Raw genomic sequence first — 14,313 nt, 5'->3', positions numbered from 1 at the left:
GATTGCACCCTTATCACTTTACACGCTGTTTTTTAGTGGCAGATGTCTTACCTCCTTTAGGGGAAGCAGAAGCTTTTCTACGCGCTGCTGTACGTTTCACTGCTAACGGTTCAGATTGTTGAGGCTCCACATCAATTGTTTTGGAGTAATCAGTCATTTCAAGCTTATCCTCAATACTGTTCTCTTCTTCCTTCATATTCTTTTTGAAAGCTTTAATCCCCTTAGCAACATCACCCATTAATTCAGAAACCTTACCGCGCCCGAAAAGTACAAGGATGATTAATAAAATTACAATTAAATGCGTTGGTGAAAAAATATTACCCATCACTCTCTCTCACTGATTTTGAATTTGATTTCGTTTGTTCATGCTCACTTTGAAGGAATGTACAAAATATAACCATATTTTACTTGTATATTTTTTTTTCAAGTTAAAGGCAATTGCATGCTTTTTATTGCAAATCGACTTTTTAGCATCCTTTTTCTTTTGCTTAGCGTATTACAGCAAACGTAGATAAGTCAAAAATGATAACCCGTTTCAAACAAAATTCAAAAGGTGTGAAAACTCTTCTCTTAAAGCATTCTCATCTGATCTATCAGGTTGCGAAATCCTACTGCAAGCACTATATGCACGTTCCAATGCTTTACCTTTTAAAAACGGTGTCATCTGCGTAATCGCAAACATCTCTTCCAAATTACCATTACAGTGAAGGATGATATCACAGCCTGCCGTAAAAACTTTACGTGTTAAATCTGAAAAACTCTTCGCAAGTGTAGTCCCTGAAAGAGCTTTCATTGATACGTCATCTGACATTAAAAGCCCGTCAAAACCTATCTTCTTACGAACAATATTCTCAATAACCTCCTTAGACAACGTTGCAGGCACTTCACCGTCAATTGCTTCATAGACAATATGCGCAGTCATGGCAGCTGGTAAATCAGCCAAATTTTTAAAAGGCATAAAATCATACTTTTCCAAAATCTCAAGCGACGTACCAACACGTGCTAACTCAAAATGCGTATCAGAAAACGCTCGTCCATGTCCAGGAATATGTTTTATTACTGGTAAAACGCCCCCATCCAAAAGCCCCTTAGCAGCTGCACATCCCAAAGCTGTAACTGTTTCTAGATCTTGGGCATAAGCACGCGTTCCTATAACATCATGTGCTCCCCTCACAGGAATATCTAAAACAGGAAGACAATTAGCATTGATGCCAAACTTTATTAAATCAAAAGCAAGAAGTCGAGACATAATCCATGCAGCACGAACTCCCTTATCTGGATCCCTTTTATAAAGCTTCCCCAATGTTGCAGCTGCTGGATAACGAGGTACCAGAGGTGGACGCAAACGTTGCACCCTTCCTCCTTCTTGATCAATAAAAATAAAAATATCATCACATCCGCTTACCTCACGTAAAGATGTAGTAAGCGCTTTGACATCATCTGCCGACCCTATATTGCGTGCGAACAAAATAAAAGCCCAAGGCTTATGCTCCATAATGAAGGCTTTTTCTTCATCTTTTAGAAAATAACTGGAGATACCAGTAATCATAGCTTTTATTTCTGACATTATAGCAATTACCTCAATGCTTATTTTACTCAACACTCTCTCATTTAATTGAGACAGCTCGTATATCTCATGTCAATTTTTTAAAGCTATACTTCAAATATCATATACAACAATATAACCATTTCACACACAAACATGAAACTTGCGCTCTAACTCACAAAAATCATTACTTAAATGCTCGCGTTAGAAATCTATCCGCATATCATGCCAATGTTTTTACTGCCCTTGCTCATAGTTTTATATCAGCTTTGTTTAAGGGAAAAGTTTAGTTTAATAACATTTCTATTAGGAACTTTAAAAGGCGTCTAATGTATAAATCTCCACATTATTAATAAGTTTATTGTTCAATGTGAAAATTTATCTTAAAATTTTCAGTAACTTTTACTGGTGCTTCACGCTGTTTATGTCTTCTATGATTTTCCTTTTAAGACAGCGATGCTAAAAAAACTCTCTCACGAATATAAATGAAACCGCCTCAGTTGAAGTTTTTTCTCTGTCTATACTCTGGTAAAAGATTTGCAGTTTTAATAATTAATCCAGTTAATACAAATTGTATCGTACTAAAAATATAGTGAATAATTACCAATCCATGGCATTAATATTCTTTTGAATGTACATATTTTTTGATCTCTACAAGAAAACTTTTGTTGATAAAAGGTCGTTATTCTATGTTAATAGAAAATTTAATGAGCAGTCATATATATGATAAAGTTTATTCATGAATTATCGCCATATTTATCATGCTGGCAATTTTGCTGATGTTTTTAAACACATTATTGTCACCCGTATTGTAGAATATCTCAAACGTAAAGAAAAGGCTTTTCGCGTTATAGATACGCATGCCGGAATCGGTATTTACGACCTTTCTTCTTTGGAGGCACATAAAACGGGAGAGTGGCGCGAAGGCGTCCAAAGACTTTTTTTATCTCCTATCCCAGAAGATTTAAAAGCACTCCTTTGTCCATGGTATGATGTTATTGATGCACTCAATAAAGGGGAAAAAGAAATCTTATTCTATCCTGGCTCTCCTGTTTTTATCCGCCAATTATTGCGTAAACAAGATCGGCTAACCGCAATTGAATTGCATACTGAAGACTATCACATTTTATCAAAAAATTTTTCCGATGATTATCAAACAAAAGTCCTGCATTTGGATGGTTGGCTTTCTTTAAATGCGCATTTACCACCAAAAGAAAAACGTGGATTTATCCTTGTTGATCCTCCCTTTGAAAAACCTGGTGAATTTTCCCGCCTTATTGAGGGATTAATGAAAGCATATCGTCGTTTTCCTGGAGGAATCTACGCTTTATGGTATCCTGTTAAGTATGACAAAGAAATTGAAAATTTTCTTCACGCACTCTATAAAACAAAAATTCCTAAAATTCTACAACTCGAAATGCGTATTCGAGAAAGCTCAATACCGCCTACCATGAGTGGAAGTGGTATGATTCTTATCAATCCCCCCTACCTCCTTGAAGAAGAAATTAAAAAACTTAGCCCCTTTCTTATCAACCGTCTTGGGCAAGATAAAAATGCACGAATGACTCATAAATGGCTCCAGAAAGAACATTCATTATGTTAGACTTTTTTGCTTTATATCCACATTAAATCAAAATCTTCTTTGTAAGAATCAAAAGCATTAAGCTTCTTAGAAATATTACAATACTAGAGAGGCTATCGGTTTTTTGAGCCTTACCATATTAGCGCCAAATACACATCATAATCAGCAGCACAGATTTATCATTCTCTTCATCAATAGATACAATTGGTTAACTCGCAAACTATTTTTAAAGATCTTCTTCATGTTTTTTATGAAAAGTAATAACTCTAAAATCGAATGAGCTCATGTCATAATACGTTATTTATAGGAGTAATAACTATAATATATAAATGATAGTGCTTGATGGATAAGAAAATTTCACATGAAAAACATAAAATATTCTTGGATCAACTAAATGCTTTTGAAAAAAAACACAGCTTGTCATCAGAGTGAACGAGATCCCCCTCTTTTTTTCTCTCACATTACACGAGATAATGCCGATCAAGAAAATGATAAAAAACGATTCAAAGGTGCCGAACTCATACAAGAGTTTGTTAAACACCTTCCGCATAAGCCTGGAGTTTATCGGATGATTGATGAGAATGATGATGTTCTCTACGTTGGCAAAGCACGTAATCTCAAAAAACGCGTTTCAAACTACACCCGTGAACAAGGGCACAATAACCGTATTACTCGCATGATTCGTGCGACATGTCATATGGAATTTGTCGTTACTCACACTGAAACAGAAGCGCTACTTTTAGAAGCTAATCTCATCAAAAAATTACATCCGCGTTTTAATGTGTTACTGCGTGACGATAAAAGCTTTCCTTATATCATTATTACTGATGATCATCGAGCACCTGCACTTTACAAACATCGTGGTGCCCGAACACAAAAAGCTCATTACTTCGGTCCTTTTGCTTCTTCAGGTGCAGTTAGACAAACAATAAGCGTTTTACAACGTGCCTTTTTATTACGTACCTGTACCGATTCAGTTTTTGAAAATCGTACGCGCCCCTGTTTACTTTACCAAATTAAGCGATGTTCTGCACCCTGTACACATGAAATTAGTGACAGCGATTATAGAGAACTGGTTAGAGGAGCAAAAGCTTTCCTTTCAGGGAAAAGCCAATACGTTAAAAATGAGATAGTTAAAGCTATGCATAAAGCCGCAGAAAAGCTTGATTTTGAACAAGCAGCAGACTATCGTGACCGATTATCTGCTCTCTCTCATGTGCAAAGCCATCAAGGTATTAACCCTCAAACGATAAAAGAAGCAGATGTATTTGCAATTGCGCAACAGGGAGGAATGACTTGCATTCAAGTGTTTTTTTTCCGCATGGGACAAAATTTGGGAAACAGAGCCTATTTTCCTAAAGCGGATCCATCTTTTTCTCGTACTGAAATTTTAGCGAGTTTTCTTGCCCAATTTTACGATGATAAGCCACTTCCAAAACTCATCCTTTTATCTGAAAAAATTGAAGAAAAAGCACTTCTCACGGAGGCATTCAATCTCAAAACAAATCGTAAAATACTCCTCTCTTTACCAAAACAAGGTGAACGAAAAACTCTTGTTAATCACGCCTATATCAATGCTCATGAAGTACTTGAACACAAGCTTGCTGAAACAATTACACACACAAAATTACTTCAAGGTCTTGCTGAAATATTCCAAATGCCTCATATTCCATGCCGTATAGAAGTCTACGATAATTCCCATATTATGGGGACAAATGCAGTAGGTGCGATGATTGTTGCAGGTCAAATGGGATTTATTAAAAATCAATATCGCAAATTCAACATTTACTCGACTGATATCACACCCGGCGATGATTTTGGCATGATGAAAGAAGTCATAAAACGAAGATTTTCACGTCTTATCAAGGAGCATGGTCTGCCTAATAGAAGAAAAAATAGAAAAGATCAATACGATGATTTTTTCCCTATTTGGCCTGATCTTATATTAATCGATGGTGGTGAAGGACAAATAAATAGTGTGCATACAATATTATCTGAATTAAAATTAGATGATCTTATCACGGTCGTTGGGATCGCTAAAGGCGCTAACCGTAACGCGGGGTGTGAACGGTTTTTTGTAAAGGGAAAAACACCTTTTACACTTCCCCCACGTGATCCGATCCTTTATTTCTTACAACGTCTACGCGATGAAGCGCATCGTTTTGCAATTGGAACTCACAGAGCAAAACGAAAAAAATCAGTATTTAAAAATCCGCTTGATGAAATCGCAAATATTGGTCCAATAAGAAAGCGTGCGTTACTTCATCATTTTGGAAGTGCTAAAGCTATTGCCGATGCTTCACTCGAAGATTTAACAAAAGTCATGGGAATTTCCATCACCATTGCACAAAAAATTCATAATCATTTTAATCAAAAATAGGCTTGTTTCATAATCTTTGCCTTGTTACCCTTATGAAATAAATCATATTTTATAAAGAATTGAAAATGCCTCTATGAAAAGTCATACTTTTTCTTTTCCAAATATTCTAACTTATGCACGGATCATCGCGGTACCAATGGTTGTTGCGTGTTTTTTTGTAGAAGGACAACTGCAATCAAGCGATATCGCACGTTGGATTGCTGTTTCCATTTTTGTTGTTGCATCTATTACTGACTTTTTTGATGGCTATCTTGCCCGTATTTGGGAACAAACATCCAATATTGGTCGCATGTTAGATCCAATTGCAGATAAGCTTCTCGTATCTGCCTGTTTGCTATTGCTTGCCGCAAACAGTACTATCGCTGGATGGACACTATGGGCAGCTATTATTATTCTTTGTCGAGAAATTCTTGTATCAGGATTACGTGAGTATTTGGCTGAATTGAAAGTCAGTGTTCCCGTTTCTCGTTTTGCAAAATGGAAAACTTTCGTACAAATGGTAGCCATTGTTTTTCTCTTAGCAGGACCGGCTGGCAATAAAATTTTTCCTTACACAACGGAATTCGGCATCACTATGCTATGGATCGCTGCTCTCCTCACATTGTGGACAGGATGGGATTATTTTCGTGCAGGCTTAAAACACGTTATCACATGAAAAATTGTGAGCACCACACACCCTTTCAAAAAAATATATAACCTTATGAGAAAAATCCCAAAATACGTTGTTTTGGGATTCTCCATCTTTTATACATGCTTTGATTAACCAACAATTTCCATTTCGGAAAACCAAAAAGCAATTTCTATTTTTGCGGTTTCAGCGCTATCTGAACCATGGACAGAATTTTCGCCAATCGACAAAGCATGGATTTTACGAATTGTCCCTTCCTGTGCATCCATAGGATTAGTAGCGCCCATTACTTCACGGTTCTTAGCTATTGCATTTTCACCTTCTAAAACTTGCACAATAGTTGGACCAGAAGACATAAACTCAACCAATTCGTTAAAAAATGGGCGTTCTCTATGAACCGCATAAAAACTTTCAGCTTCACGCCGGCTCATCCAAACACGTTTAGACGCAACAACACGCAGCCCCACATCTTCAAGCATTTTTGTAATCGCTCCTGTCAAATTACGACGCGTTGCATCCGGTTTAATCATTGAAAAAGTACGTTCTACAGCCATTTGACTACCTTTATTGCATAACATTATCTGACCGTTCTATAGCGAGCAAGAAGCCTTTTGCCAAGAGACTATGGAAAAAACCTGCAGGCTTTCAAAAATGTACATTGGTTAGTGCAAACTTCAGTAAATAATAGAAATGCCCGCGGCACTTGAGCTCCTCATAACAGTACTACCCTCTCTTACAAACTCTGAACTACTTGCATAACCCTAAACGCTTCTCCTCAAAGTTACTATTTAATAGAAGAGAAGATACAAGAAAAAACAACAAGCAGTAGAATATATACCTTTATGAAAAGCTCTCTTCTTTGAAAAAGTGCTATACAATACCGCGGGTCTAACGTCCAAAGTTCCCCACACGCTAAGACCTATCAAAAAACGATTACATACTTAGAAACTATAGCGTACCCCTAAAATACCCTGAAGTGACTGTTTCGTCTTATGCCCTTTGACATAATGTGCTTCTGCATAAAGCTTTAATTTATCACTGACTAAAGTGCTTAAACCAACTCCTATTTTACCTGCATTCCCTGATAAGTCTGTAGCAAATTGATACTGTTGATTAATCGTTGTATGATGGTTATCTTTATTCTTATGCAACCATGCAGCCGTAATGTAAGCTAGAGATGAAGTATCTATCCCTGATCCAAATTCATACCCTAAAGATAATCCAAACTCACTGCGTAACGAAGTAAATGAACTTATATCACCTGTCATATCATTAGAAAGCTTTATTTTTTTACCTTCAACTTGCAACCACGTTAATTGCGCATAAGGCTGCAACCAACTGTTTTCTGCCATCTTAATACGATAACCCGCCTCAAATGATGTACCTACAGCCCACTGTTGATAATTTCCTTCAATAGCTACTCCATTCGTTGAAATAGCCTTCAGATTACTTTGATAACGATTGTATTTAAAAACACCATCTAGGTACCATCCATTATGATCAAAATAAGTTGCATAAGCCCCAATACTATAGATATTTATACTGCTAGTACCACCTCGTGCATGTGCAACACGTGCTTGATCATAACTGCCGAAACCACCGATATAAAACTCTCCATTCGTCAACTCACTTAATCCACTGATACCTAAGACTATTCCCGTCTGCTCAAGCCTAAAATCTGTATGATCTGTAACAATGTTTTCTTTACTCTTGATCGCATACGTCCATAGAGCTGAATCTTTCTTACTTCCGTTTAAAAGTCCTCTCCCAAAACGCACAGTTTGCAGCTCATTATCAAAAATAAGTCCGGGAGTAACGGACATAGACAACACTGCATCCGTAGAAGGAGTGGTTAATAAATTAGAAACCTGTAGCTCTTGCCTCATTTGTAGAGGAAGTTCACCCTGATAGCTTGAGAGCATAACCATCTGATCGGCTAGCAATAAAGCATCTGCAGAAACAACGGAATTCTCTTTTTCATCAGAAGGATGGTGGTGACCAGCTGGATGTGATATATTAATAATCTGATTCTCTGGAGATGAAGCTGCTGAAAGGATAGGAACACGCTGAACTTCTCTCAAGTGCCGGGGAGGCCTTGGCTTAGATGTCTGTTCATTATTTTTCTTACCTGTAGCATTTCGACGCGTAGAACCTTGCTTCTGAGAAGAAGACCTCTGTTTAGAGTGTGCATCCACATCAGTAGATGAAGAAGCTGTAAAAGCGATAGCCTTCGGCCTTCTATTCTTACGCTGAGGGAGAGTTCCTGAACGTTCTGAGTTTTCAGTACCCATACCTAAATACCAAATTGTGAAATCACCACTAGAATCGGCACTCCTTTCCCTCTTATATAAACGGTACATATAAGTGCCACCATCAATAGCTTCAATTTTTTCACCAGAATGGTTTGTCAGGGTAAAATTAGCTCCTCCGCTTTGGCTTCTATCAGTAATTAAATTGAATTCGGTAACAATACCATTCCTTTGCGAGATAGGACCTGTAATTTCAACACCAGAATCGGCTATGCTTATTTTATGATCACCTGAACCATTACCTATCAATAAGTAATCGCTATTACGGCCACCCGAAGCACCGATATCGAAATTAAAGTGTAGACTTCCTGAAAGCTTCTCAACATAAAGTGAAATATGACGTGGATCATACGGGACAGATGCAAAACTAATAGTCCCTCCATTACCACTTAAACCTTCAATTTCAATTTGAGATTTTCCTTTTTTATCCCGCTCACCAACAAAAAATAGTGCTTCATCACTTCTTCCCGTTACAGAAAGCTTTTCTTTTGTAATATGTTCTGTAACATCACCAGCAAACAAATAAAGGCGTCCTTTATCATTGACCTTTACCTCTCCAACTACTTTTTCTGCACCAACATGAAGCCATGAGCTAGCAGAATTATTAATCGTTAGAGTATCCACAAATCCTCTAGGATATATAACTTGAATAGCTTGATCATTCAAGATAGTATTAGAGGATCTTCCTCCTGCTAAGACGTGTTGCCTTCCATTCCCAGAGACCTCAGTATTCTCTGCCGAACCACCCTCTTTTCTGTTTCCCGCATAAAGATTTTGTTCTCCGCCCATCATAACTTTCGTATTCCAGGCCTTTCCACCATCGTACACATTCTGCTGCCCAACAACACCATCACTACCAAAAACCATAGTATCATAAGCATTACTTTTCCTCCCCAAATCTTTAAGATTTACAAGTCCCCCCTCCTCGAAAACAAATTGTGAGCCAGCGAGGATTTTAGTGCTTATTGCATTTCCCCCACGCGTAACTACCTGCCACCCACCTTGCATAACAGTAGTACCCATTGAACTATAGCCATTTTCAACAACCTCTGCACCACCATCGCTGATCGTAATATTAGTGTTTGGAATTAGAAGTCTAGTAATCAATGCTGAACCTTTTTCTACCGTATTTCCACTCATTATACGTGTTAGCGACCGACTCCTGTTTTCATCCGCACTTGCAATTTGCACAAGATAACTACTGATCATCAATACTGAAAAACTTAATTTGCATTTACGCTGCATAATATACACTCCACTACCAATAATTAGACAAACATCCTGCAACTACACAGGTAGTCTATTTTTGATTGTATCGTAATGTGTTTTATTTATGTTGCAACATATATTTTATGGTGTATTTTAAAAATATACACTTATAAGTTGTAAAACCAAAAGACTATTCTCGTCTCAGGCAGGAAGCACTGCATAAAATTTAAATTATACCTCTGTACTCAAGGCACAATTTGCAAAACTTGCAATAATAAATAAAAGATGATACCCGCCTTTAACAGAACATAGAATTACCCTCAATGTCTTTATGCTCTCAAGAGACATTATCTGAGTATTGAGCGTTTAATTTGCAAAAATAATGACTGAGGTCAATTAGCACATAAAACGCATATTAGAAGCATAGTACAACCCAAAAATCCCTTGAAGTGACTACTTAACCTTATTTTCTCTCAAATAATGAGACTTCTGCATAAAGCGTTAGTTTATCGCTGATGAGACTGTCAAAACCAATTCCCAATTTACCTGAACTTCTATATAAATCCGTGATAAGTTTACTCTGGTTACTAACCATGGTGTAATTATTTTCTATATTCTCACGCAACAAAAACTGCCATAATATAAGCCATTAATGAAGTTTCTACACCCACATAAACTCATATCCTGCAGTTAATCCAACTGTACTACGAAATGAAATCAATGGGCTTATATCGCCTGTCACTCCATTAGAAAGCTCGTTTTTTACCTTCAACCTAACCCCTGTTAGTTTGATATAAGGTTGCATCCAAGCGCTTTGCGCTAATTCAAAACAACAGCTAATCTCACATGACCCACCAATCACCCACTGTTTATAATCACTTTGAATGGCTAGAGCATTCGTTGAAATGACTTTTAGATTATCTCGGTAATGATTACATTTAAAAACACCATCCAGATACCACCCGCAGTTATTAAAATATGTTGCATAAATTCCAATGTGCCACTTTTATATCACTCCGTGCATGTGCAACACGCGCTTAATCATAACTGCTGAAGCCACCAATATACAACTCTCCATTTGTCAAATCACCTAATCCACTGATACCTAAAACTATATCCGCCTGCTCAAGCTGCAAATCTGTATGATTTATAGCAATGTTTTCTTTGCTCTTAATTGCATATATCCATATGTTTGTTTCCATAATCATTCCATCATCATACACACTTTGCTATCCGAGGATTCCATCTTGATCATAAAACTTTGATATTACAAGCGCTGCTCCCTACAATCCAAGCGTTTACATAGCAATCTCCAAAAACAAGCTGCTCACTGCCATAGATTCCAGTTCTCAATGCTGTCCCTTCCTCTTCACTCTTTGTTTTCCACCTTCATAAAGGATAGTACATTCTGAGATTCCCTATTCCCCTACAATCTCGGAACTCCTCATTCTTAATTATAACACTCTTACTGAAACCACCAACTTCAACGTGGAGTATTCCAGCCTTCTGCACTATATTGTTAATGATCCTTTAGGATTGTCCATATTTTCATTATCAGAAATTATAAACTATGTGCTCATCACTGAGCACGAAAATTTGCAAAATTCCTTTATCCTCACCAGTACTGAAATCATCTACATAAAAACTGACTATAGAATCTTGCAAAGCCGTAATCCCCTCTTCTTCCCTAAAAGAGCTAGCTATAGGAAACTTCGTATTATACGGAGTGATTAAAGAGAAATAGTAATTTTTTCCGCAGCAGTCAAACATCAAATCTTTCCGCCTTTATCATCTTTCCGCCTTTATCATCTTTCTGCTCTAGATCATATCTATCAGCTCCACCATCAACAGCCTCATTATCGGAAGCTTTTTTTAAGTAAAATGAGCTTTTCCATTTTTAGCAGTAATTAAATCAAATAGATAAAAGGAAGAATTGGTAATTTCAGCACCAGAGTCCATAACATTTATTATATTGGTGAGCCGCCTCTCTTTCTCAATGAAAAGGTAATCACCATATCCCTGAGAAAAATTAACATTCAAATTGCAATTTATACGGCTCGAAATATCACCAATATAAAGTTAGAGAATAGTATAGACTAGCCCCTGTATAACCAGAATCTATAGAAGAAAAAAATAACACCAACCTCACCACTTAAAATCTGGATCAGAAAGTTTTCCTCATCAACTTTAGTAGCAATAAATTATAATTAAGAGTCTTTTAAATAAGAAAACAATCTCTTCTATTGTAGTTTGATATTTATCCATCGTCAGCATAAATCTGAAGCCACCCAGAGCCATTAACCTTTACTGCTCCTTCTAATATCGCACCACTGCTCCACTATTAATCATTAGAGTTTTTACATGCCACCAAAACGGACACTTGAAGAGAACCATCTTCCAAAGTAACCAGTGCTCGCCTTACCTCTGGTGTTAATAATCTCTCTCTTGGCGCAGTTACTCCATGTGCTTGCATTGCAATCTTTACAAAAAAGCACTGGTCATTAATGGCCAAAAAATTAGCCTTAATTTGCGTTGCATTATTTACAGTCCATCATTTCAAATAAAAAATTTCGCATATTTGAAAAAAGCGCATATACATAAATAGCACGTGCACCCGCTCGGTCTCACGCTCATCAAGGGGACAAATCATCACATACAAAGCACTCATTGCACCAAACTCTGACCAATCAAACACTACATTATATGGTTTAAAACTTATCCACAATTAAAGGACGAAAATACTTCATTAACACACCTAAAAGTGTTATAATTATAACCTATAAAAAGATTTTTTAAATGTTTTTTTGAGATATAAAACAGCTTAAAATAATATCGTGTGTTAAAGGAAAAAGAATTATGAGATTGCATCGTTTATAGAGATATATTTCCATCTTCTACAGTATTTAAAACGATATACTGAAATAGTGTTTTTATTACATTCAGCTTGAATATATATAGTACAGTCATTTATGTTTATTATGCTGTAATTATTGTTCTAATGCATTAGAAGAATAACGATATCGACTCGACACTAATTTGAAATTTTTATAATTATAAAAAGTTAATTTCATAATTTAATTTGCCATATACTGAAAGGAACATTCTGTTCATGTCTACAAACTCAGGAATACAAGGTATAAGTAAAAAAAATTCTCCTTGCCGAATTTTGTTTGCAAGCCTTATTGGCCCGACAATTGAATTCTTTGATTTTTATGTTTTTGGAACTGCCGCAGCTCTCATATTTCCCCATTTATTTTTTCCGATGCAAAATGATCAACTTGCCATTTTGCAATCTTTCCTGATCTTTGGAGCAGCCTTTTTTTCGCGCCCCTTGGGATCAATTGTTTTTGGGCATTTTGGAGATAAAGTTGGCCGAAAAGCAACACTTATTGCCGCCCTTCTCACGATGGGCATATCAACAGTTCTTATTGGCTTTCTTCCTACTTATGAAACAGCTGGATGGTTTGCACCCTTCTTCTTAACGCTATGCCGTATTGGACAAGGAATGGGATTAGGAGGAGAATGGGGTGGAGCTGTTTTGCTCGCAACAGAAAATGCTCCTCCAGAAAAGCGTGGATGGTATGCAATGTTTCCCCAATTAGGCGTTCCAATCGGTTTATTCTTATCTATTGTTGTTTATCTAGGTCTGTTGTACTTCCTGGATCATGATGAACTTTTAGCATGGGGATGGCGCATTCCGTTTATTGCTTCAATTGTTCTCATGCTTGTGGGATTATGGGTTCGTCTTTCAATCAATGAAACCGTTGAATTCAAAAAAACACTCGAGCATAAAGAGCGTGTCCGAGTTCCTATAATAGATGTCTTTTTAAAATACCCACGAATCTTATTTCTTGGTACGTTTTCTGGTATGACAACATTTGTTTTATTTTATCTGGTCACTACATATTTGTTAAGTTATTTAACAAACCATCTGCAGTTTCCATTTTATAAAGCTCTTCAAGTAGAAGTCGTGGGTGCTATTTTTTGCGGAATTTTTACTGTCCTAACCGGAAAACTCTCTGATCGTATTAAACGCAGAACTCTGATGATCTTGATCACAATAATTACCGGTATCTATTCCTTTGCAATTCCTTATTTCTTAAATTCTGGAATTATAGGAATCTTTGCAATGTCTATCATTGGCTTATCAATTATGGGAATGATCTATAGTCCTCTTGGTGCTGTTTTAGCTTCACCATACCCAACAGCCATTCGATACACTGGCTCTTCTATAACTTTTAACTTATCTGGTATCGTAGGTGCATCTCTCGCACCTTATATTGCAGAATATCTGGTACAACATTTTGGTACTTCTTATATTGGTTATTATTTGCTTCTTTCTTCTTTTATTTCACTAATTTGCTTCATTGGATTTACAGAAGACGAGATATCCAACTAGAATACAGTAAAGAAGAACAAAATAAGTGCTGGCGGCAAAAATGCCGTCAGCTTCATTTTCCAAGGCATTGGTTGAGGAATTTTCCACCACAATATTCCAGCAAATAGTGCACTCAAAAAAAAGAATAAAATATCCGCGATATCGCTAATATAAGCGACAGCAAACATTCGTGATAAGATATGCGTTGAACCCAACCATGAAACGCAAAAAAAAGCTAACATCACAGCCCATAAAACAAGCAAAATACGGTCAATAATCAT

11 protein-coding genes are annotated in these 14,313 nt (G+C 36.8%); 4 read left to right on the top strand and 7 right to left on the bottom strand.

From position 1 onward, the window contains the following. Positions 1–13: 13 nt before the first annotated feature. On the bottom strand, positions 14–325 hold the full coding sequence (gene tatA / locus V3564_RS01900) for a twin-arginine translocase TatA/TatE family subunit (protein ID WP_455481159.1): 312 nt from the start codon (positions 323–325) through the stop codon (positions 14–16). A gap of 210 nt (positions 326–535) precedes the next feature. Next, entirely contained in the window at positions 536–1,567 is a 1,032-nt protein-coding gene (nagZ, locus tag V3564_RS01895; protein ID WP_455481158.1) for a beta-N-acetylhexosaminidase, read from the bottom strand. Positions 1,568–2,285: 718 nt separating this feature from the next. On the opposite strand from nagZ, the gene V3564_RS01890 reads away from it, so the two are divergent. The 3 genes from V3564_RS01890 to pgsA all read left to right on the top strand — a co-directional run bounded on the left by V3564_RS01890 (position 2,286) and on the right by pgsA (position 6,163). Next, complete coding sequence (locus tag V3564_RS01890) at positions 2,286–3,149, top strand: 23S rRNA (adenine(2030)-N(6))-methyltransferase RlmJ (protein WP_455481157.1); 864 nt, start codon at positions 2,286–2,288, stop codon at positions 3,147–3,149. Between the two features lie 373 nt (positions 3,150–3,522). Further along, a complete protein-coding gene (gene uvrC, locus V3564_RS01885) occupies positions 3,523–5,508 on the top strand; it encodes an excinuclease ABC subunit UvrC (RefSeq protein WP_455481156.1) in 1,986 nt (661 codons plus the stop codon). A gap of 73 nt (positions 5,509–5,581) precedes the next feature. Next, on the top strand, positions 5,582–6,163 hold the full coding sequence (pgsA, locus tag V3564_RS01880; RefSeq protein ID WP_455481155.1) for a CDP-diacylglycerol--glycerol-3-phosphate 3-phosphatidyltransferase: 582 nt from the start codon (positions 5,582–5,584) through the stop codon (positions 6,161–6,163). A gap of 104 nt (positions 6,164–6,267) precedes the next feature. Here pgsA and ndk read toward each other — a convergent pair whose 3' ends face one another. The 4 genes from ndk to V3564_RS01860 all read right to left on the bottom strand — a co-directional run bounded on the left by ndk (position 6,268) and on the right by V3564_RS01860 (position 10,856). Next, positions 6,268–6,690, bottom strand: coding sequence for a nucleoside-diphosphate kinase (gene ndk, locus V3564_RS01875; RefSeq protein WP_455481154.1), 423 nt, complete (start codon positions 6,688–6,690; stop codon positions 6,268–6,270). 387 nt (positions 6,691–7,077) lie between these two features. Continuing rightward, positions 7,078–9,690, bottom strand: coding sequence for a BafA family autotransporter (bafA, locus tag V3564_RS01870; RefSeq protein WP_455481153.1), 2,613 nt, complete (start codon positions 9,688–9,690; stop codon positions 7,078–7,080). 625 nt (positions 9,691–10,315) lie between these two features. Next, complete coding sequence (locus V3564_RS01865; RefSeq protein ID WP_455481435.1) at positions 10,316–10,609, bottom strand: autotransporter domain-containing protein; 294 nt, start codon at positions 10,607–10,609, stop codon at positions 10,316–10,318. 82 nt (positions 10,610–10,691) lie between these two features. Beyond that, the gene (locus V3564_RS01860; protein ID WP_455481152.1) at positions 10,692–10,856 is read right to left on the bottom strand and encodes a hypothetical protein; all 165 of its coding nucleotides are present in this window, start codon (positions 10,854–10,856) and stop codon (positions 10,692–10,694) included. Between the two features lie 1,907 nt (positions 10,857–12,763). On the opposite strand from V3564_RS01860, the gene V3564_RS01855 reads away from it, so the two are divergent. After that, complete coding sequence (locus V3564_RS01855) at positions 12,764–14,053, top strand: MFS transporter (RefSeq protein WP_455481151.1); 1,290 nt, start codon at positions 12,764–12,766, stop codon at positions 14,051–14,053. On the opposite strand, the gene V3564_RS01850 is transcribed toward V3564_RS01855, so the two are convergent. Beyond that, on the bottom strand, positions 14,050–14,313 hold the full coding sequence (locus V3564_RS01850) for a hypothetical protein (RefSeq protein ID WP_455481434.1): 264 nt from the start codon (positions 14,311–14,313) through the stop codon (positions 14,050–14,052). The two genes, V3564_RS01855 and V3564_RS01850, sit on opposite strands and share 4 nt — an antisense overlap.

The sequence above is a fragment of the Bartonella sp. B12(2025) genome, from assembly GCF_053795135.1.
This window is presented reverse-complemented; position numbering and strand designations above follow the sequence as displayed.

Excerpts from the sequence above, each read along its gene's own strand:
- tatA (WP_455481159.1), bottom strand. The coding sequence starts at position 325 with ATGGGTAATATTTTTTCACCAACGCATTTAATTGTAATTTTATTAATC.
- nagZ (WP_455481158.1), bottom strand. The coding sequence starts at position 1,567 with ATGTCAGAAATAAAAGCTATGATTACTGGTATCTCCAGTTATTTTCTA.
- V3564_RS01890 (WP_455481157.1), top strand. The coding sequence starts at position 2,286 with ATGAATTATCGCCATATTTATCATGCTGGCAATTTTGCTGATGTTTTT.
- uvrC (WP_455481156.1), top strand. The coding sequence starts at position 3,523 with ATGCTTTTGAAAAAAAACACAGCTTGTCATCAGAGTGAACGAGATCCC.
- pgsA (WP_455481155.1), top strand. The coding sequence starts at position 5,582 with ATGAAAAGTCATACTTTTTCTTTTCCAAATATTCTAACTTATGCACGG.
- ndk (WP_455481154.1), bottom strand. The coding sequence starts at position 6,690 with ATGGCTGTAGAACGTACTTTTTCAATGATTAAACCGGATGCAACGCGT.
- bafA (WP_455481153.1), bottom strand. The coding sequence starts at position 9,690 with ATGCAGCGTAAATGCAAATTAAGTTTTTCAGTATTGATGATCAGTAGT.
- V3564_RS01860 (WP_455481152.1), bottom strand. The coding sequence starts at position 10,856 with ATGGAAACAAACATATGGATATATGCAATTAAGAGCAAAGAAAACATT.
- V3564_RS01855 (WP_455481151.1), top strand. The coding sequence starts at position 12,764 with ATGTCTACAAACTCAGGAATACAAGGTATAAGTAAAAAAAATTCTCCT.
- V3564_RS01850 (WP_455481434.1), bottom strand. The coding sequence starts at position 14,313 with ATGATTATTGACCGTATTTTGCTTGTTTTATGGGCTGTGATGTTAGCT.